14 protein-coding genes and 1 tRNA gene are annotated in these 19,214 nt (G+C 72.9%); 10 read left to right on the top strand and 5 right to left on the bottom strand.

The window, feature by feature from the left end:
* Positions 1-14 precede the first annotated feature (14 nt).
* Complete coding sequence (gltX, locus tag V1634_RS09765; protein WP_331207435.1) at positions 15-1,424, bottom strand: glutamate--tRNA ligase; 1,410 nt, start codon at positions 1,422-1,424, stop codon at positions 15-17.
* A 195-nt stretch (positions 1,425-1,619) separates the two neighbouring features.
* Here gltX and V1634_RS09770 point away from each other — a divergent pair, with 195 nt between their 5' ends.
* On the top strand, positions 1,620-2,057 hold the full coding sequence (locus V1634_RS09770; protein WP_331207436.1) for an SRPBCC family protein: 438 nt from the start codon (positions 1,620-1,622) through the stop codon (positions 2,055-2,057).
* 61 nt (positions 2,058-2,118) lie between these two features.
* Here V1634_RS09770 and aceE read toward each other — a convergent pair whose 3' ends face one another.
* Positions 2,119-4,875 (bottom strand): pyruvate dehydrogenase (acetyl-transferring), homodimeric type, encoded by a 2,757-nt coding sequence (gene aceE, locus V1634_RS09775; RefSeq protein WP_331207437.1) that lies wholly within the window; start codon positions 4,873-4,875, stop codon positions 2,119-2,121.
* A gap of 224 nt (positions 4,876-5,099) precedes the next feature.
* On the opposite strand from aceE, the gene V1634_RS09780 reads away from it, so the two are divergent.
* Positions 5,100-5,504, top strand: a complete 405-nt coding sequence (locus V1634_RS09780) for a YjbQ family protein (protein WP_331207438.1) — start codon at positions 5,100-5,102, stop codon at positions 5,502-5,504.
* A gap of 71 nt (positions 5,505-5,575) precedes the next feature.
* Complete coding sequence (locus V1634_RS09785) at positions 5,576-7,228, top strand: DUF4139 domain-containing protein (RefSeq protein WP_331207439.1); 1,653 nt, start codon at positions 5,576-5,578, stop codon at positions 7,226-7,228.
* Positions 7,229-7,324: 96 nt separating this feature from the next.
* On the opposite strand, the gene V1634_RS09790 is transcribed toward V1634_RS09785, so the two are convergent.
* Complete coding sequence (locus tag V1634_RS09790; protein ID WP_331207440.1) at positions 7,325-8,980, bottom strand: alkaline phosphatase D family protein; 1,656 nt, start codon at positions 8,978-8,980, stop codon at positions 7,325-7,327.
* Between the two features lie 299 nt (positions 8,981-9,279).
* Here V1634_RS09790 and V1634_RS09795 point away from each other — a divergent pair, with 299 nt between their 5' ends.
* From V1634_RS09795 to V1634_RS09815, 5 genes are all read left to right on the top strand, one after another.
* On the top strand, positions 9,280-11,694 hold the full coding sequence (locus V1634_RS09795; RefSeq protein WP_407951750.1) for a transketolase C-terminal domain-containing protein: 2,415 nt from the start codon (positions 9,280-9,282) through the stop codon (positions 11,692-11,694).
* A gap of 111 nt (positions 11,695-11,805) precedes the next feature.
* Entirely contained in the window at positions 11,806-12,243 is a 438-nt protein-coding gene (locus V1634_RS09800) for a DUF3052 domain-containing protein (protein WP_101367358.1), read from the top strand.
* Between the two features lie 148 nt (positions 12,244-12,391).
* Complete coding sequence (locus tag V1634_RS09805) at positions 12,392-12,856, top strand: peroxiredoxin (RefSeq protein ID WP_331207442.1); 465 nt, start codon at positions 12,392-12,394, stop codon at positions 12,854-12,856.
* A gap of 121 nt (positions 12,857-12,977) precedes the next feature.
* Positions 12,978-13,049: transfer RNA gene (locus V1634_RS09810), tRNA-Val, on the top strand.
* 289 nt (positions 13,050-13,338) lie between these two features.
* Positions 13,339-14,037, top strand: a complete 699-nt coding sequence (locus V1634_RS09815) for a DUF4142 domain-containing protein (RefSeq protein WP_331207443.1) — start codon at positions 13,339-13,341, stop codon at positions 14,035-14,037.
* A 65-nt stretch (positions 14,038-14,102) separates the two neighbouring features.
* On the opposite strand, the gene V1634_RS09820 is transcribed toward V1634_RS09815, so the two are convergent.
* The gene (locus V1634_RS09820; RefSeq protein ID WP_331207444.1) at positions 14,103-14,312 is read right to left on the bottom strand and encodes a hypothetical protein; all 210 of its coding nucleotides are present in this window, start codon (positions 14,310-14,312) and stop codon (positions 14,103-14,105) included.
* Between the two features lie 56 nt (positions 14,313-14,368).
* Positions 14,369-14,692, bottom strand: coding sequence for a zinc ribbon domain-containing protein (locus V1634_RS09825; RefSeq protein WP_331207445.1), 324 nt, complete (start codon positions 14,690-14,692; stop codon positions 14,369-14,371).
* A 399-nt stretch (positions 14,693-15,091) separates the two neighbouring features.
* Here V1634_RS09825 and V1634_RS09830 point away from each other — a divergent pair, with 399 nt between their 5' ends.
* Both V1634_RS09830 and V1634_RS09835 read left to right on the top strand, forming a co-directional pair.
* Complete coding sequence (locus V1634_RS09830; RefSeq protein ID WP_331207446.1) at positions 15,092-18,322, top strand: SNF2-related protein; 3,231 nt, start codon at positions 15,092-15,094, stop codon at positions 18,320-18,322.
* On the top strand, positions 18,319-19,200 hold the full coding sequence (locus V1634_RS09835) for an SWIM zinc finger family protein (protein WP_331207447.1): 882 nt from the start codon (positions 18,319-18,321) through the stop codon (positions 19,198-19,200). Before V1634_RS09830 ends, V1634_RS09835 begins: the two co-directional genes overlap by 4 nt.
* Positions 19,201-19,214: the final 14 nt, after the last annotated feature.

Genomic DNA, 19,214 nt, shown 5'->3' on the forward strand with positions numbered 1-19,214 from the left:
AGCCGGAGGGCCGGTCAGACCAGTCGGAGCCGGGCCGCGCGGAGCCGGGTGAGGCTACGCTCGCGGCCGAGTACGGCCAGCGACTCGAAGAGCGGCAGCCCGACGCTGCGCCCCGTCACGGCCACCCGGACCGGTGCCTGCGCCTTGCCGAGCTTCAGTCCCCGGCGGGCGCCGACCTCCTCCAGGGTCGCCTTCAGCGGCTCCGCCGCCCACTCCGGCAGGGCCTCGAAGGCGGCGATCGTCTCGTCCAGCAGCTCGGCGGAACCCTCCTTCATGGCCTTCGCCCAAGCCGCCTCGTCGATCAGCGGCGAGTCGAGGAAGAGGAAGTCGACGTTCGGCACGATCTCGCTGAGTACGGCGATCCGGGTCTGTGCCAGCGGCGCCACCGCGGCGAACGCGGCCGGGTCGAACTCGGCCGGCTGCCAGGGCGGCGGAGCGATGGTGCCGGTACCGGTCAGCCACGGCTGGCAGGCCGCGACGAACTCGTCCACCGACAGCGCCCGGATGTATTCGCCGTTGAAGGCCCGCAGCTTCTTCTCGTCGAAGAAGGCCGGTGACGGGTTCACCTCGGCGAGCCGGAACTCGGACTCGATCACCGACCACGGCACGATCTCCCGGTCGCCGGAGGGCGCCCAGCCGAGCAGCATCAGGTAGTTGCGCATCGCGTCGGCGAGGTAGCCCTCGTCCCGGTACGCCTCCAGGGCCACCTTGTCGCGCCGCTTGGAGAGCTTCTGCCGCTTCTCGTTGACCACCACCGGCACGTGGGCCCAGATCGGCGGCTTGACCCCGAGCGCGTCCCAGAGGAGCTGCTGCTTGGGCGTGTTCGGCAGGTGCTCCTCGGCCCGGATCACGTGTGTGATGCCCATGCTGAGGTCGTCCACGACGTTGGCCAGCAGGAAGACCGGCGAGCCGTCGCCCCGGGCGATCACGAAGTCCTCGATCAGCTTGTTCTCGAAGGTCGGTTCGCCGCGGATCAGGTCGACGACCACCGTCTCGCCCTCGTCGGGGGTGCGGAAGCGCAGGGCGCGTCCCGGTGCCGGTTCGAGGCCGCGGTCGCGGCAGAAGCCGTCGTAGCCCTGGTACTGCGAGCCGGTGCGGGCCTGGATCGCCTCCCGGGTGCAGTCGCAGTAGTACGCCCGGCCGGCGCGGTGCAGCCGGGTCGCGGCGTCGCGGTGCTCGCCCGCGTTCGCGGACTGGAAGTACGGTCCCTCGTAGCTGCCCCGGGCGATCCCGATCCAGTCCAGCGCGGAGAGGATGCCCTCGATCCATTCCGGCCGGTTGCGGGCCGCGTCGGTGTCCTCGACGCGCAGCACGAAGACGCCGCCCTGCTGCTTCGCGAAGATCCAGTTCTGTAGGGCCGAGCGGGCACCTCCGACGTGGAACATTCCAGTCGGGGAGGGGGCAAAGCGTACGCGTACCGTCACGACCTCCAGCCTACGCACGCTCCCCGGGCGGCCCGCCACCAGGTTTCCGTCGTCCGGTTCCGCGGCCGCTCCGGGCCGGCGAATTCCACGGCGGTAGTTTCCCCCGGCGTGTCGATGGCTAATCGTCCGTTTTCGTCCGTAATCGTGAATAAGCTGCCAATGGTCACGGGTTGTCCGCAATGGAGGCGACTGAGGATGATGCTCATCGAACGCAGCACGCGGGTGTCCGCACCGATCGAGGCGGTGTGGGACCTCGTTCAGCGGGCCGAACACCTGCCGGGCTGGCTCGCCGGGGTACGACAGGCGGAGGTGCTCTCCGGGGAGGGCATCGGCCGCCGCCAGCGGGTGCACGCGGACGGGCGGGCGCTGGACGCCGAGGTGATCGCGTACCAGGAGCCGACCCTGATCGCCTGGCGCGAACGGGCCGAAGGCTCGGGTGCCCGGGCCGAGGCCCGCACCGAGGTCTACGTCGAACTCGCACCCGAGGAGGACGGCACCTCGGTACGCCTGATCATGGTCCGCTGGCCCGCCGGCCCGGTCAGCGGGGCGCTGCTGCGCTGGGGAATGCGTCGGGTCGGTGCCGACCTGGAGGGCTCGCTGGCCCGGCTCACCGGGCTGGCCACCGTCGGCTGAGGGGCGGGCCGTCGCCGTCGCGACGTCCCGCCCCCCAAGGCTGCCGATCAGTACGGAACCGTCAGGAGTCCCCGCCGGTCTCGCCCACCGGGGCCGCCGCGATGTCGTCGATCGCGTACTTCTTCGCGGCCTCGGCCGGCACCGAGGCCGGCACCACGCCGCGCCGCGCCAACTGGCGCAGCGTCGCCACGGTCACCGACTCGGCGTCCACGTGGAAGTGCCGGCGCAGCGCGTGCCGGGTGTCCGAGAGCCCGAAGCCGTCGGTGCCGAGCGAGGTGTAGTCGCCGGGGATCCACCGCGAGATCAGGTCCGGTACCGCCCGCATCCAGTCGCTGACCGCCACCACCGGTCCGTCGGCGTCGGCCAGCTTGCGCTGGACGTACGGCACCCGCGGCTCGTCACCCGGGTGCAGGAGGTTGTACTCCTCGCACTCCACCGCGTCCCGGCGCAGCTCCGTCCAGGAGGTGACCGACCAGACGTCGGCGGCCACCCCCCAGTCCTGGGCCAGCAGGTTCTGGGCCTTGAGCGCCCACTGCATGCCCGTGCCGGAGGCGAGGATGTTGGCCCGGGGCGCGTCGCCGCCGTCCTGCCCGTCGACCGAGCCGGCCGGCGAGTACCGGTAGATCCCCTTGAGCAGCCCCTCCACGTCCACGTTCTCCGGCTCGACCGGCTGGAGGATCGGCTCGTTGTAGACGGTCAGGTAGTAGAAGATGTTCTCCGGCTGCTCGCCGAACATCCGGTGCAGGCCGTTCTCGAAGATGTGCGCGATCTCGAACGCGAACGCCGGATCGTACGCCACCACGGCCGGGTTGGTCGCGGCGATCAGGTGCGAGTGCCCGTCCTCGTGTTGCAGGCCCTCACCGTTGAGCGTGGTCCGGCCGGCGGTGGCGCCGAGGACGAAGCCCCGGGCCATCTGGTCGGCCGCCGCCCAGAACGCGTCACCGGTGCGCTGGAAGCCGAACATCGAGTAGAAGATGTACAGCGGGATCATCGGCTCGCCGTGCGTGGCGTACGACGAACCGGCGGCGGTGAACGAGGCCACCGAACCCGCCTCGTTGATCCCCTCGTGCAGGATCTGCCCGGTGACGGACTCCTTGTACGACAGGAACAGCTCCCGGTCGACCGAGGTGTACTTCTGCCCGTGCGGCGAGTAGATCTTCTGGGTCGGGAAGAGCGAGTCCATCCCGAAGGTCCGCGCCTCGTCCGGGATGATCGGCACGAACCGCTTGCCGAACTCCCGGTCCTTCATCACGTCCTTGAGCAGCCGGACGAAGGCCATCGTGGTGGCGATCTTCTGCTTGCCGGAGCCCTTCTTGACGTCGCCGAAGCGCTCGCTGCCCGGCACCGGCAGCGGCACCCACTCGGTGCGCCGGCTCGGCAGGTAGCCGCCGAGCTGCTGCCGCCGCTCGCGCAGGTATTCCATCTCCTCGGACTTCTCGCCCGGGTGGTAGTACGGCGGCAGGTAGGGGTTGGTCTCCAGCGCCGAGTCGGGGATGTCCAGGTAGAGGCGGTCGCGGAAGCTCTTCAGGTCGTCCAGGGTGAGCTTCTTCATCTGGTGCGTGGCGTTGCGGCCCTCGAAGCTCGACCCCAGCGTCCAGCCCTTGATCGTCTTCGCCAGGATCACCGTCGGCTGGCCGGTGTGCTCGACCGCCGCCTTGTACGCCGCGTAGAGCTTGCGGTAGTCGTGCCCGCCCCGCTTGAGGTTCCAGATCTCGTCGTCGGAGAGCCCCTCGACCATCTTGCGGGTGCGCGGGTCACGGCCGAAGAAGTGCTCCCGGACGTACGCCCCGGACTCCGCCTTGTAGGTCTGGTAGTCGCCGTCCGGCGTGGTGTTCATCAGGTTGACCAGCGCGCCGTCGGTGTCCGCGGCGAGCAGCGGGTCCCACTCGCGGCCCCAGACCACCTTGATCACGTTCCAGCCGGCGCCCCGGAAGAACGCCTCCAGCTCCTGGATCACCTTGCCGTTGCCCCGCACCGGCCCGTCCAGCCGCTGGAGGTTGCAGTTGATCACGAAGGTGAGGTTGTCCAGCTCCTCGCGGGCGGCCGCGCCGATCGCGCCGAGCGACTCCACCTCGTCCATCTCGCCGTCACCGAGGAACGCCCAGACGTGCTGCTGGGAGGTGTCCTTGATGCCCCGGTGCTGCAGGTAGCGGTTGAACCGGGCCTGGTAGATCGCGTTGATCCCGCCGAGCCCCATCGAGACGGTGGGGAACTCCCAGAAGTCCGGCATCAGCCGAGGGTGCGGGTACGACGGCAGCCCGCCGCCCGGGTGCGACAGCTCCTGCCGGAAGCCGTCGAGCTGGTCCTCGGTCAGCCGCCCCTCCATGAACGCCCGCGCGTACATCCCGGGGGAGCCGTGGCCCTGGTAGAAGATCTGGTCACCGCCACCCGGGTGGTTCTTGCCCCGGAAGAAGTGGTTGAACCCGACCTCGTAGAGCGACGCCGAGCTGGCGTAGGTGGAGATGTGCCCGCCCACGCCGATCTCCGGCCGCTGCGCCCGGTGCACCAGCATGGCGGCGTTCCACCGGATGTACGCCCGGATCCGCCGCTCGATGTGCTCGTCCCCCGGGAACCAGGGTTCCTGCTCCGGCGGGATGGTGTTGATGTAGTCGGTGGTGGTCAGGGGCGGCACCCCGACCTGGCGCTCCCTGGCCCGCTCCAGCAGGCGCAGCATGACGTAGCGGGCGCGTTTGGCGCCGCGCTCGTCAATGACACCGTCAAGCGACTCGACCCACTCGCTGGTTTCTTCGGGGTCGATGTCCGGAAGCTGGCTCGGTAGGCCGTCGCTGATCACCGGGCGCTTGCGTTCCGTGGCCACAGGCGTTCCCTAGGTTGTGTGTGGGATAGGTCTCTAGCGCCATCCTGCCCCCTCATGCCTGGCTCCGTCACCTCTAGACCCGGCAGAGGCGACGCGCGACACAGGTACCAGCCGGTAACTTTCCGGCAACAGGTCGTTTTCACCTCAGGAATTCCAGGACCGCGCGCGGCGGCGGAAAGCGGACCGCCCCGACCTGGCGCCGACGGGTCGGGGAGACTGGGGGAATGCAGAGTGAGGTGATCACCATTCGGACCGGTTCCCGGCCGGTGGTCCGGGACATCACCCGGGAGGCCGAGCAGTTCCTCGCCGGCCGGGGCGACGGGCTGCTGCACGTCTTCGTGCCGCACGCCACCGCCGGCCTGGCGATCATCGAGACCGGGGCCGGTTCCGACGACGACCTGCTGACCGCGCTGGACGAACTCCTCCCCACCGACGACCGCTGGCGGCACCGGCACGGCTCGCCGGGGCACGGCCGGGACCACGTCCTGCCCGCCTTCCTGCCGCCGTACGCCACCCTGCCGGTGCTGGACGGCCGGCTCGCGCTCGGCACCTGGCAGTCGATCTGCCTCGTCGACCCGAACGGCGACAACGCCACCCGCCAGGTCCGGTTCTCCTTCCTGCCGGGCTGACCGGTTTCCCTCCCGGACCGGAGGAGGCTTCGGGACAGCCCGGTGTGGCGGCGGATCGGTAGCCTCGCGCGATGACCCCATCCCGAATCGACGCGCCGATCGTCGCCGTGACGGTCTATCCGGACCGGGCCCGGGTGACCCGCCGGACCGATCTCCAGCTTCCGCCCGGGGAGCACCGGGTCCGGATCGGACCACTGCCGCTCGGCCTGCTCCGCGACTCGCTGCGGGTCGGTGGACGCGGCCCGGCGACCGTACTCGGGGTGGACGTGGCGACCGAGGTGCTGCCCCGGGCCACCGAGGGGACCGCCGCCGAACTGGCGCAGCGGCGTCGGGACATCACCGCCGAGCTGGCCGGGCTGGCCGACGCCGAAGCCGTCGAGCAGCAGCGCGCCGACTTCCTGACGCTGCTCACCCAGCGGGCCGGTGCCAGCTACGCCCGGGCCCTGGCCGCGGGGGACGCCACCCCGGGCGACGTCGCCGGTTTCACCGACTCGGTGGCCGAGCAGACCGCCGCCAGCCAGGCCCGGCGGCGGGAACTGGCCCGTCGCCAGGAGGAGGCCCGGGAGCGGCTGGCCGCCGTCGAGCGCGAGATCGCGGCGCTCTCCGGCCGGCGGTCACCGGACCGGCTGGCCGCCGAGGTGAGCCTGCGGATCGAGCCGGACGGCGACGCCGAGCCGACCGCACCGGAGCGGCCCGCCGAGGTCCAACTCGAGCTGTCGTACGTGGTGGAGGGCGCCGGCTGGACCTCCTCGTACGACCTGCGGCTGGTCGAGGAAACCCTGACCCTCACCTGGTTCGGGCTGGTCAGCCAGCGCACCGGGGAGGACTGGCCCGAGTGTGAACTGCTGCTCTCCACCGCCCGCCCGGCGACCGGCACCGAGCTGCCGGAGCTGGAGCCGTGGTATCTCCGCCAGGCGGAGCCGGTGGTCTGGATGGAACAGGAGGGCAGCCGGGGCGGCGGGCCGGTCCGGGCCAGGACGGCCGGCGGGCCGCTCTCCCCGGCCGCGATGCCGGCACCGGGCGCCGCCGGCAAGGCCCAGCCGTTCGGCGCCGCACCCCGCCCGCCCGCGCCGGTGGCACAGTCCGGCGCCACTCTCAGCCAGGGCGCGCTGGCCGCCACCTACCGGCCGGCCCGCCCGGTGGCCGTACCCGCGGACGGGGGCGCGCACCGGGCCGTCGTCGCCGTACTGGAGCTGCCGGCCCGGCTCGACCACGTCACCGCGCCGGTGCGTGCCCCCGGAGTACACCTGCGGGCCACCGCCGTCAACGGCTCCGAACACACCCTGCTGCCCGGGCCCGCGTCGGTCTTCCACGGCGGGGACTTCGTCGGCGGTACCACGCTGCCGACCTGGGCGCCGGGGGAGGAGGTCGAGGTGGCGCTCGGGCTCGACGACCGGATCCGGGTGAAGCGGGAGCTGGTGCGGCGCAGCGACACGAAGGCCACCCTGGGTTCGACCCGGCGGCGGGAGGTCGAGTACCGGATCACCCTGGCCAACCACACGCCCCGGCCGGCTCGGTTGACGGTGCGCGACCAGCTCCCGGTCTCGCAGAGCGACGGGATCACGGTCCGCGAGCTGCGCCTCGACCCGCCGCCGGACGAGCGGGCCGCGCTCGGCGAGCTGATCTGGCGGGTCGAGCTGCCGCCGGGCGGCTCCCGGGAGATCGTCACCGGGCTGCGGGTGGAACTGGCGAAGGGGGTCGAACTGCTCGGCTGGCGCGAATAGGGCAGCGGTGGGCGGTCCTGGCCGGCCCGGACGGCGAACCGGGCCGGCCAGGGGGTCGACCCGCGGGATTGCCGGATCGACGCCGTGCGTGGTCGGTCAGGGCCGCAGGTTCTCCCGGGCCGCGGTCTCCGCCGCCTGGTCGACCAGGGACCGGGCGGTGGCGGTGGCCGGGTCGACCGGCCGGTCGTACGTCTGGTGCAGCCCCGGCACACGGTCCTCGACCACGAACGACGCCCGGGTGTACGCCTCCGCGCCCGGCGTCCTGACCTGCGGCAACACCTTGAAGTCGGCCCGCATCTCCCGCTCGGTGAACCGGGTCAGCACGTAGCCCCGCTGGTTGTTGTGGAACCGCAGGTGCGGATTGTGCGGGAAGTACGGGTGGCTGCCGGTCACCGAGTCGGCGCCGTCGCCGCCCGAGGTGATCGACGAGCAGACCAGCTCGGCGCCGACGGTCCGGGAGGTCGGGTCGTCGTAGTCGAGCTTGAGGTCGGTGGCCCAGTGCGCGTGCACGTCGCCGGTCAGCACGATCGTGTTGCGGACCTTCGCCTCCACCCAGCCCCGGGTGATCCGGTCCCGGGAGCCGACGTACCCGTCCCAGCTGTCCATCGAGGTGAACCTGGCCGGGCCGGCGTCGGTGTCCCGCTGGCCGAAGAAGACCTGCTGGCCGAGGACGTCCCAGCGTGCGTCGGAGCGGCGGAACCCGTCGATCAGCCAGCGCTCCTGCGCGGCGCCGGTGATCGAGCGGGCCGGGTCGAGTGCGGCCGGGCAGTCCTTCGTGCCGTCGCCGCAGGCCTGGTCGTCCCGGTACTGCCGGGTGTCGAGCATGTGGAAGTTGGCCAGCCGGCCCCAGCGGATCCGCCGGTAGAGCTGCATGTCGATGCCGTTCGGGATCGAGGTGCGGCGCAGCGGCATGTTCTCGTAGTACGCCTGGAACGCCGCCGCCCGGCGGGCCAGGAAGTCCGGCTGCGGGATCTCGGGCTTCTCGTAGACCTCGTCGGCCCAGTTGTTGTCCAGTTCGTGGTCGTCCCAGACCACCACCCAGGGCGCGACCTGGTGCGCGGCCCGCAGGTCGGGGTCGGACTTGTACTGTGCGTGCCGCTGCCGGTAGTTCGCCAGCGTGACCGTCTCCGGCCCCTCGTGGTCGCGCGGGTTGCCGCCCGGGATGGTGTACGACCCCAACGCGTACTCGTACTGGTAGTCGCCGAGGTGCAGGACCAGGTCCGGCTGCTCCTCGGCGAGCCGCCGGTAGGCGGTGAAGTAGCCGTGCTCGAACTGCGAGCAGGAGGCGAAGGCCATGGTCAGGGCGCCGCCCCGGGCCCAGGGCGCCGGAGCGGTACGGGTCCGGCCGGTCGGCGAGGTGTGCCGCTCGGCGTGGAACCGGTAGAAGTACTCGCGTCCCGGCTGCAACCCGTGCAGCTCGACGTGCACGCTGTGCCCGGACTGTGGGCGGGCCACCGCCGTGCCCCGGCGTACCACGTGCCGGAACCGCTCGTCGGCGGCGAGTTCCCAGCGGACCGGGACGGCCCGGTTCGGCATGCCGCCGAGGCCGTCCTCGGCCAGCGGGGTCGGCGCGAGCCGGGTCCAGAGCACGAAGCCGTCGGAGTCAGGGTCGCCGGAGGCGACACCGAGGGTGAAGGGGTCGGCGGCCAGCGGCCGGGCGGCGGCGGCGGACGCGGCGGGCAGGCCGGTCACCGCGCCGGCGGCCCCGACCGCGGCGCCGGTGAGTAGGAGGGTACGGCGGGACAGAGCCATCGAGATCTCCCAAGATCCGGTGGACAGGCTCCGAGCAGCCTGGCGATCACCGGTTCATCGGGCCGATCGTCCCGATAACGCCCCGTCGAACAGTACGTGGAGGAGAGGGGCAGCTTGCCCGGTTCGGGCCGTCCCCGCCCCGGCGCGCCCGAGCGGTCCCTCACGGAGGGTCGCGGACGCCACGGGCGGTTGTGACGTGTCTGAGTGGTCAGGGGTGGCCGGCGTCGGTAATGCTGTCGGACGTGACCACCCCCCAAGATCTCGACGAACGGTTCCGGGAGGCGGTCGGCGCCATCGAGGTGTCGGCGACCGGGCGCACGGCTGCCGAGCCGGTCCGGGACGGCGGCACGCTCGACGGCCGGACGGCCCTGGAGCTGTTCGACGCCCAACTGGTCAGCCGGCATCTTGATCTCGCGGCGCGCTGGCTGCGCAGCTTCGGCGAGGGGTTCTACACCATCGGCTCCTCCGGGCACGAGGGGAACGCGGCGGTGGCGCTCGCGGTCCGGCACACCGATCCGGCCCTGCTGCACTACCGGTCCGGCGCCTTCTACTGCGCCCGGGTCGCCCAGGCCGAGGCGGAGGGCTCCGCCGCGCGGGCCGAGCAGGCCGACGGCCCGGCGCACCGGGTCGGAAGCGCCGAACGGGTGGCCGAGGCGATGCGCGGTCAGGACGGCAACGGGAACTCCGGCGACCGGGACGACGACGCCGACGACGGGGCCGGCGCGCCGGAGGCGGTCCTGGAGGCCGCCCGGGACGTGCTGCGCGGGGTGGTGGCCTCCGCCGACGAGCCGGTCGCCGGTGGCCGGCACAAGGTCTTCGGCAACGCCTCCGTCGCCGTCGTGCCGACCACCTCGACCATCGCCTCGCACCTGCCCCGGGCGGTCGGGATCGGCTTCGCCATCGAACGGCTGCGCCGGCTCGGTGACGGTCGGGGCCGGCCGGTCGGCCGGCGGGCGGCCGGCGGCGCGCCCCGGCAGCGCGGCGAGACCGATCCGGCCTGGCCGGCCGACGCGATCGTGGTCTGCTCGTTCGGCGACGCCTCGGTGAACCACGCCACCGCCGTCGCCGCGTTCAACACCGCCGGCTGGTGCGACCACACCGGGCTGCGCATCCCGGTGCTCTTCGTCTGCGAGGACAACGGGCTCGGGATCAGTGTCAGGTCGCCGGACGGCTGGGTCGCGCAGGCGCTGCGGGCCAAACCGGGGATCCGGTACTTCTCGGCGGACGGCTGCGACCTGGTCGAGACGTACGACGTGGCGGTCGAGGCGGCCGCCTGGGTGCGCCGGCACCGCCGGCCGGCCGTACTGCACCTGTCCACGGTGCGGCTGATGGGGCACGCCGGTGCGGACGCCGAGATCGCGTACCGGAGCGCCGCCGAGATTGCCCGGGACGTGGAACGGGATCCGGTGGTGGCCACCGCCCGGCTGCTCGCCGAGGCCGGCCTGGCCACCCCGGAGGAGCTGATCGCCCGCTACGACGAGGTCGGCTGGCAGGTCCGCAAGGTCGCCGAGGAGGTGCTCGGCGAGCGCAAGCTGGAAAGCGCGGCGGACATCGTGGCGCCGCTGGCACCCCGGCGGCCGGTCCGGGTCGCCCGGGCGATCACCGACGCCGCCGGGCGGGCCGCCGGGCCGGGTGCGGCCGCCCGTGGCGCCGCCTTCGACGGCAAGCTGCCGGAGCAGGCCGGCCCGCTCACCCTGGCCCAGACCATCAACGCGGCGCTCGCCGACGGCCTGCTCGACTATCCGGGCATGACCGTCTTCGGCGAGGACGTGGCGGTCAAGGGCGGGGTGTACGGGGTCACCAAGGGCCTGCGGGAGCGGTTCGGCGCGCCCCGGGTCTTCGACACGCTGCTGGACGAGACGTCGATCCTCGGGCTCGGGCTCGGTGCCGGGCTGAGCGGGATGCTGCCGGTGCCCGAGATCCAGTACCTGGCGTACCTGCACAACGCCGAGGACCAGTTGCGGGGCGAGGCGGCGACCATGCAGTACTTCTCCCGGGGCGCCTACCGCAACCCCATGGTGGTGCGGATCGCCGGGCTCGCCTACCAGGACGGGTTCGGTGGGCACTTCCACAACGACAACTCGCTGGCCGTACTCCGGGACGTTCCGGGGCTGGTGCTCGCGGTGCCGTCCCGGGCCGACGACGCCGCCCCGATGCTGCGCTCGTGCCTGGCCAGCGCGGCGGTCGACGGCAGTGTCTGCGTCTTCCTGGAGCCGATCGCGCTCTACCACACCCGCGATCTGCACGCCGACGGCGACGGGGAGTGGCTCGCCCCGTACCTCGGTCCGGGCGGCTGGACGGCCAGCCACGTGCCGATCGGCCGGGGCCGGGTGTACGGCGTCGGCTCGGCCGAGGACGTCACGATCATCACGTTCGGTAATGGTGTTCGCATGTCGCTGCGGGCCGCCGCGAAGCTGGCCGAGGAGGATGTCGGCGTCCGGGTGCTGGACCTGCGCTGGTTGGCTCCGCTGCCGGTCGCGGACATCATCCGGGAGGCCCAGGCCACCGGCCGGGTGCTGGTCGTGGACGAGACACGCCGGTCCGGCGGGGTCGGCGAGGGTGTGGTGGCGGCGCTGGTCGATGCCGGTTTTGTCGGTTCTGCCCGTAGAGTTGCTTCTATCGACACGTTCGTCCCGTTAGGTCCGGCTGCCCGTCACGTACTGGTCTCCGAAGAGGCCATTACCCAGGGTGCCCGAACGCTGCTGGCACGGTAAATTCCCTTCGACCCGGTGCGCCACTTGCGCGCGACCGGACAACTGTGTGGACTTTGCGTCATCGGCGTCGCACGGATGCCGCTGGCAGTGGAGATGAGGAGGCACGTGACAGTGAGCGCGACCGCTGGTCAGGCCGCCGACGGCGTACGGAGCCTGGCGGACCGGTTCGGCATCGAGCCGGGGATGGTCGTCATGGAGATGGGGTACGACGACGACGTCGACCAGGATCTCCGGGACGCCCTGACCGATCGCTGCGGAGAGCTGGTAGACGAGGACACCGACGAGGTGGTGGACTCGGTGCTGCTCTGGTATCGGGACGGCGACGGTGACCTGTTCGAGATGCTCGTCGACGCCCTCGGCCCGCTGGCTGACAACGGTGTGGTGTGGCTGCTGACCCCCAAGGCGGGGCGGGACGGCCACGTCGAGCCGAGCGAGATCAGCGAGACGGCGGTCACCGCCGGCCTCCAGCAGACGTCGACCGTGAACGCGGGCAAGGACTGGAGCGGAGCGCGCCTGGTCCTGCGCCGTGGTGCCAAGGCGAAGAAGTAGCCCGGAGGAGCGGCACGGGCGCCGTCTGACCCCGGACGGTGCTCGTGGCGAGACCCACCCCGGACGGTGCTCCCGGTGGCACCGTGCCGGACGTACCGGCCGACCCGCGTGGTCAGCCGGTCGCTGCCCCACGACCAGGGAGGACCACATGCCGATCGACGTCGGTGCCCAGGCGCCGGACTTCGTGCTGAAGGACCAGAACAACCAGCAGGTGAGCCTGGCCGAGCTGCGGGGCCGGCGGGTGGTGCTGCTCGTCTTCTATCCGCTGGCCTTCACCGGCACCTGTCAGGGTGAGCTGGCCGAGCTGCGGGACAACCTCCACGAATACCAGAACGACGACGTTCAGGTGCTGACGGTCAGCGTCGACTCGGTCTACGCGCACAAGGTCTGGGCGGACCGGGAGGGCTACCAGTTCCCGATGCTGGCCGACTTCTGGCCGCACGGCGCGGTGGCTCGGGCGTACGGCGTCTTCAACGACGCCGCCGGCTTCGCCGACCGGGGCACCTTCGTGATCGACAAGGCCGGTACGGTGCGCTTCGCCGAGTGCAACGGCCCCGGTGAGCCGCGCGACCAGGCCGGCTGGCGCAAGGCCCTGGCCGCTGCACTGGCCTGAGTCCGGTACCGCAGCCTGACCGGAGCGCCGCCGCCCTCCGGGCGGGCCGGCGAACTGGGTGGAGCGGGTACCGGGGTGGCAGGGTAAGCTTGCCGCCGCCGGTAGGCCGCAGAGGCACTCCGGGCGCGTAGCTCAGTGGGAGAGCACTCGCCTTACAAGCGAGGGGTCGCAGGTTCGAAACCTGCCGCGCCCACCGATTTTCGTACACCTCACCCGAAGTCTCGACCGTCGTCGACACCGGCCACCGGTCGGTCGCCGAGGGTGATCTCCCCGCCACCCGCCGCCCTGCTCGTCGGGTCGTCGCTACCCGCCGGTATAGGTTTCCTTTAAATGTGGCCTAAGCTTCGCTCTGCTCGGGCGTCCGAGATTGACTCGTAAGCGCGCATCGCAATACCGTCCTGGCCGACAACTCCATTTGCCACTCTGGCGCCGCTTTCTGGGAGGTTGAGTACGTGGCCACGGCCCGATCTGCGGTAAAGGCAATGCGCCCGACGGCTGTTCTGCTGGCTGGCCTGGTAGTCGGACTGCTCGTGCTGCCGGGGGCGGCGATCGCCGCACCGGCCGGGCCGACCCAGCTCGGCGCCGCCGACATGGCACTGCTCAGCGGGGTACGGCTGGCCGGGCTCTGGGAGATGCCGGCCGGCCAGATGGCGGCCGAGAAGGGTGACAGCGCCCGGGTCCGGGAGATCGGCGCCGAGATCGCCAAGCAGCACGTCGAACTGGACCAGCTCACCGTCGAGGCGGCGAACAAGCTCGGCGTCCAGTTGCCCAGTGAGCCGACGGCTCAGCAGAAGGGCTGGATCACCGAGATGACGAACGCGTCCGGGGCGCGGTTCGACCGGATCTTCGTGGACCGGCTGCGGGCGGCGCACGGCGCGATCTTCCCGGTCATCGGTGCGGTCCGGGCCGGTACCCGGAACGAGACCGTACGCACGCTCGCCGAGCAGGCCAACGGCTTCGTGCAGACCCACATGAGCCTGCTGGAGAGCACCGGCCTGGTGCGCTACGCCGAACTTCCCCCGGTGGTGGTGCCCGCGCCGCAGGACCAGTCGCTGGCCGCCAACGCCAAGGCGAACGCGGAGTTCGGCACCGGCCTGAACACGACCGTCATCTGGGCGGTACTCCTCGGCGCGCTGGCCCTGGGCGGCGTCGCCACGGTCCGGGTCTTCCGGGGCAAGTGACCGGCTCCGGTTTCCGGGGCAGGTAACCGGCTCCCGGGCCGGGGGGAACGGGACCGGCCTCACCCTCAGGAGGGGGCCGGTCCACGCCACCGGTAGAGCCAGGGCTGTCCCTCCCCGGGTACCGCCTCCAGTTCGTAGATCTCGGCCCGGGCGAGTCCGCCGTCGACCACGTGGTGGTGGGTGAGCGGTGGACGGCCGTGCACGTCGAGTTCGACGGCCACGGTGCCGCCGTCGGCCGCGCCACCGACCAGCGGGATCTCGGTGCTGCCCTCCATGTGGTCATCCTGCCGCCGGTGCGGCACCCGGCGCAGCGGATCGCCGGCACCGGGGCTCACCGCCAGTGGTAGTGCAGGTCGGCGACCCGCACCCCGATGCTGACCCGGGCCAGTACGGCGGCCAGCAGCGCCTGCCGCTGGTCCTGCGGCACGTCCCGGGCCGCCTCCCCGTACGTCGCCGCGACGTGTGCCCAGACGGCCTGCTCGGTCTGCTCCGCCGGTATCCAGGGGCGGGGGCACTGCCGTCGGGGGCACCCGTAGTAGCGGCGCCCGCTCGACGAGAAGGACGGGATCACCAGTTCGTCGCAGGGTCCGCAGGAGAGCAGCCCGCGGAGCAGGTAGCGCCCTGGCGTGGCGCGCTTCACGATCGGGAAGTCCATGGTCACCGCCTCGCCTCGTGATGCCGACGCATCCATGCCTGTCGTCATCTTCTCCGTTAGTACGGCTGCCGGGGCGGAACTGTTCGATTCGTGACTGGGGAATGGCCGAAAATCGCCAATAATCATGGGTCCGGTCGGTCCCGGATATTCGCCCTGCCGGGATGGATCACGCACGGCCTGCGGAAATGAGGCCGGGGGAACTGGTCCCCGTGGTCGCCCGCTCCAGGAGTTCCCGTTCGGCCGTCTGCGAAGGCCCGTCATCCGCCGCGCCGCCGGAGGCGGGGCCCGCTCTACGGCGTGGACCGCCAGCCGGACCCGGCGCGCGCCCGGCGACGGTGCCGGACGGGGTGCTACAAAGGGATCCGCCCGCTGACCCGATGGCCGAGAAGGGACCTCTGCGTGCTGGTCGTCCACGCCGTGTGGCTGGCCGGTGGTCGGCTCGCGGTGTGGGGGGAGGACTCCACGCTGCCCGCCCGGCCGCCGCGCCGGCCAGGCCGCCCGCCCCGGCACCGGCCGCACCCGTTCGCGGCCGGATATTCCGGGCTGGCCGGCACGCTCGGCGAACTCGCCGCGAAGGCGACCACCGGTACCGCCCTGCTCGCCCTGCCCACCCGGGCCGGCGCACCCGCCGACTCGGCGGAGCTGGTCCGGACCGAGCCGGCCGCGCCCGGCCGTGGCCGGATCGGCCTCGCGTCGTGGCGGGTGCCGGTGCTGGAGTACGACGCCGACCACGCCCTGCCGGTGCTGCTCGCCTTCGGCGACGGTTCCGGCCCGCCGGTCCGGGGCGCGTCGCTGCGCCACCTCGCCCTGCTGGCCGAGTTCGCGGTGGAACTCGTCCGGCGCGGCCGGACCCTGCCCGGCCTCCACCCGCCGCCCACCTCCGGCTCGGCCCGGGCGGTGTGGCGCCCGCTCCTCACCGGGGCGGACGCCGGCTGGGCCCGGGCGCTGACCATGGCGTTGCCGCCGGTGACCCGCGCCGCGCTCGACCCGCCCGCACCCGGGGGCGCCGTGTCGGACGGCAGCGACGGGTCGGGGAGCAGCCGACCGGACGCCGGGGGCGGGCCGGAGGCGGTCGGGCCGGGCGACGCTCCCGGAGCGAACGGCTCGGCGGCGGCCACCGTCGTGGACGCCCTGGACGCGCTCACCGACGCCGCCGCCCGGACGGCCCTGGAGGGGGTACGGCTGATCGGGGCCGGTCGGGCCGGCGCCCCCGATGCCGCCGTACGGGGCTGGCTCCGGGCGCTGACCGGGCGGCAGCGGGACTTCGGCGCGGCACCGGAGGCGCTGGCCGGACTGGACCGTGAACTGCGTGCCTGGCAGCGGGATGCCGCCGGCAGCCCGGTACGGGCCTGCTTCCGGCTCGTCGAACCACCCCTGCCGGTCGAGATCGACGTGGCGCCGACCGGGGCGGCCGGGCTGACCGAGCTGGCCGTGGCGGACGGGCTGGGCGGGTCGGACGAGCCGGGGCGGCGCTGGCGGGTCGAGTTCGCGCTCCAGGCCGCCGACGAGCCGAGCCTGGTGGTCGGGGCGGACCGGATCTGGACGGCCCGGGGCGACCTGCGGGCGCTGGTCCGGCACCTGGCCGACCCGCAGGAGACCCTGCTGACCGAGTTGGGCCGGGCCAGCCGGCTCTGGCCGGAGTTGGACGACGCGCTGCGTACGGCCGCGCCGGAGGCGTTGGAGCTGGACACCGAGGGAGCGCACCGGTTCCTCCGGGACGGTGCGCCGGTACTGCACGCCGCCGGCTTCGGGGTGCTGCTCCCCTCCTGGTGGCAGCGGCCGGGAGCCCGGCTCGGGGCCCGGTTGCAGGCGAAGACGCGTACCGCGCCGGGTACGGTCGCCTCGCGCAGCGCGCTGGGCATGGACGCGCTGGTCGACTACCGGTGGGAGCTGGCCCTCGGCGACCAGCCGCTGCACGCCGCCGAGCTGCGGGCGCTGGCCAAACTGAAGACGCCGCTGGTCCGGCTGCGCGGCCAGTGGGTCGAGCTGGACGCGAAGCGGCTCGCCGCCGGGCTCAAACTGCTCCGCGCCGGTGGCGAGCTGACCGTCGGCGACCTGCTCCGGCTGGGACTGGCCGCCCAGGACGATCCGGAGGCGCTGCCGGTGCTCGGGGTCAGTGCCGACGGCCCGCTCGGCGACCTGCTCGCCGGGCAGGTCGAGCGGCACCTGACGCCCCGGGACGCGCCGGAGTCCTTCCGGGGCACGCTGCGGCCGTACCAGCAGCGCGGGCTGGCCTGGCTCGCCTTCCTACAGTCGCTCGGGCTCGGCGGCATCCTCGCCGACGACATGGGGCTGGGCAAGACGATCATGATGCTCGCGCTGCTCGCCGACGACCCGCCGGAGGCCGGCCCGACCCTGCTGGTCTGCCCGATGTCGCTGGTCGGCAACTGGCAGCGCGAGGCGGCCCGGTTCGCCCCGGAGCTGCGGGTGCACGTACACCATGGTGCGGAACGGCCGCGCGGGGCGGCGTTCGGCGCGGCGGTGCGGGACGCGGACCTGGTGCTCACCACCTACTCGCTGGCGGCCCGGGACGCCGCCGCGCTGGCCGAGGTCGACTGGCACCGGATCGTGGTCGACGAGGCCCAGTCGATCAAGAATGCCGCCACCCGGCAGGCCGCCGCCGTCCGGTCGCTGCCCGCCCGGCACCGGGTGGCGGTCACCGGTACGCCGGTGGAGAACCGCCTCGCCGACCTCTGGTCGATCATGGAGTTCGCCAATCCCGGCCTGCTCGGCACCGCTCCGGCCTTCAAGAAGCGGTACGCCGAGCCGATCGAGCGGCACGGCGACGACGAGGCGGCGGCCCGGCTGCGCCGGATCACCGGCCCGTTCGTGCTGCGGCGGGTGAAGACCGACCGGTCGATCATCACGGACCTGCCGGAGAAGCTGGAGATGGAGGTGCTCTGCAACCTCACCCGGGAGCAGGCCTCCCTCTACCAGGCGGTGGTCGACGACATGATGGCCAAGATCGAATCCAGTGACGGCATCGAACGGCGCGGGCTGGTGCTGGCCACCATGACCCGGCTCAAGCAGGTCTGCAACCACCCCGCCCAGGTGCTCCGGGACAGCTCGGCGCTGCCCGGCCGCTCCGGCAAGCTGGCCCGGCTGGAGGAGATCCTGGACGAGGTGCTCGCGGCCGGCGAGAAGGCACTGATCTTCAGCCAGTACGCCGAGTTCGGCGGGATGCTCCGGGCCCACCTCGCCGCCCGGTTCGGCCGCGAGGTGCTCTACCTGCACGGCGGCGTCGGCAAGGCGGACCGGGACGCGATGGTGGCCCGATTCCAGGATCCCGCCGCGGCCGGCCCCGCCCTCTTCGTCCTCTCCCTGAAGGCCGGCGGCACCGGGCTGACCCTGACCGCCGCCAACCATGTCATCCACGTCGACCGGTGGTGGAACCCGGCGGTCGAGGACCAGGCCACCGACCGGGCGTTCCGGATCGGCCAACACCGGGCGGTGCAGGTCCGCAAGTTCGTCTGCGCCGGGACCGTGGAGGAGAAGGTGGCCGCGATGATCAACGAGAAGCGGGGGCTGGCCGCCCGGATCGTCGGCACCGGCGAGCAGTGGCTCACCGAACTGTCCACCTCGGAACTGCGCCAGCTCTTCGCCCTGGAGAACGGGGCGGTGGTGGAGTGACCGACTTCCGCGAGTACGGCCGGCCGCGCAGGGTCGACGGTGGACTGCGGGCGCGTACCGCCCGGGGGGCGATCGGGCGGTCGTGGTGGTCCCGGCGCTTCCTCGACGTACTCGAGTCCTTCGCCCTGGGTACCCGGCTCACCCGGGGCCGCTCGTACGCCCGGGCCGGGCAGGTCGTCTCGCTCGACGTGGCACCGGGCAAGGTGACCGCCGTGGTCCAGGGCTCCCGGCCGACGCCGTACCAGGTGTCGATCCGGTTCCGGCCGCTGGCCGAACGGCTCTGGACCCGGCTGGAGACGCTGCTCGCCGCGCAGGCGCTGTTCAGCGCGCGGCTGCTGGCCGGCGACGTACCCCCGGAGTTGGAGGCGGTCTTCGCCGAGGCGGGCGCGCCGCTCTTCCCGGCCGGCGTCGACGAGCTGACCCAGCGCTGCGACTGCCCCGACTTCGCCGTGCCGTGCAAGCACCTGGCCGCCACCTTCTATCTGCTCGCCGAGGCGTTCGACGCGGACCCGTTCCAACTGCTGCACTGGCGGGGACGGGACCGGGCACGGCTACTGGCCCGGCTGCGCGAACTGCGCGGCGCAGACGCCGGCACCGACTCCGCTGCCGGCGAGGTCGAGCGGAGGGACGGCCCGCTCGCCCCGCCGGTCGGCGCCGGGCTGGCCCTCGCCGACCTGCCCGCCGAGCCACTGGCCGGGATGCTGGACCGGTTCTGGGTCGCCCCGGTGCCGCTGCCGGCCCGGGCGCCCACCCTGGCGACCGAACCGGAGCTGGTACTGCGCCAGCTCGGACCGCCGGGGGCGGCGATCGGGGGGCCGGGCCTGGCCGAGCGGCTCCGCCGCGCCTACACCCGGTTCGGCGAGAGCGCCCCGGACTGACCGCCGTCGCCGGT

The organism is Plantactinospora veratri, assembly GCF_036421995.1.
GTDB classification, from domain to species: domain Bacteria; phylum Actinomycetota; class Actinomycetes; order Mycobacteriales; family Micromonosporaceae; genus Plantactinospora; species Plantactinospora veratri.

Excerpts from the sequence above, each read along its gene's own strand:
- V1634_RS09815 (WP_331207443.1), top strand. The coding sequence starts at position 13,339 with ATGCGCCCGACGGCTGTTCTGCTGGCTGGCCTGGTAGTCGGACTGCTC.
- V1634_RS09820 (WP_331207444.1), bottom strand. The coding sequence starts at position 14,312 with ATGGAGGGCAGCACCGAGATCCCGCTGGTCGGTGGCGCGGCCGACGGC.
- V1634_RS09785 (WP_331207439.1), top strand. The coding sequence starts at position 5,576 with ATGACCCCATCCCGAATCGACGCGCCGATCGTCGCCGTGACGGTCTAT.
- V1634_RS09825 (WP_331207445.1), bottom strand. The coding sequence starts at position 14,692 with ATGGACTTCCCGATCGTGAAGCGCGCCACGCCAGGGCGCTACCTGCTC.
- V1634_RS09805 (WP_331207442.1), top strand. The coding sequence starts at position 12,392 with ATGCCGATCGACGTCGGTGCCCAGGCGCCGGACTTCGTGCTGAAGGAC.
- V1634_RS09790 (WP_331207440.1), bottom strand. The coding sequence starts at position 8,980 with ATGGCTCTGTCCCGCCGTACCCTCCTACTCACCGGCGCCGCGGTCGGG.
- V1634_RS09780 (WP_331207438.1), top strand. The coding sequence starts at position 5,100 with ATGCAGAGTGAGGTGATCACCATTCGGACCGGTTCCCGGCCGGTGGTC.
- V1634_RS09770 (WP_331207436.1), top strand. The coding sequence starts at position 1,620 with ATGATGCTCATCGAACGCAGCACGCGGGTGTCCGCACCGATCGAGGCG.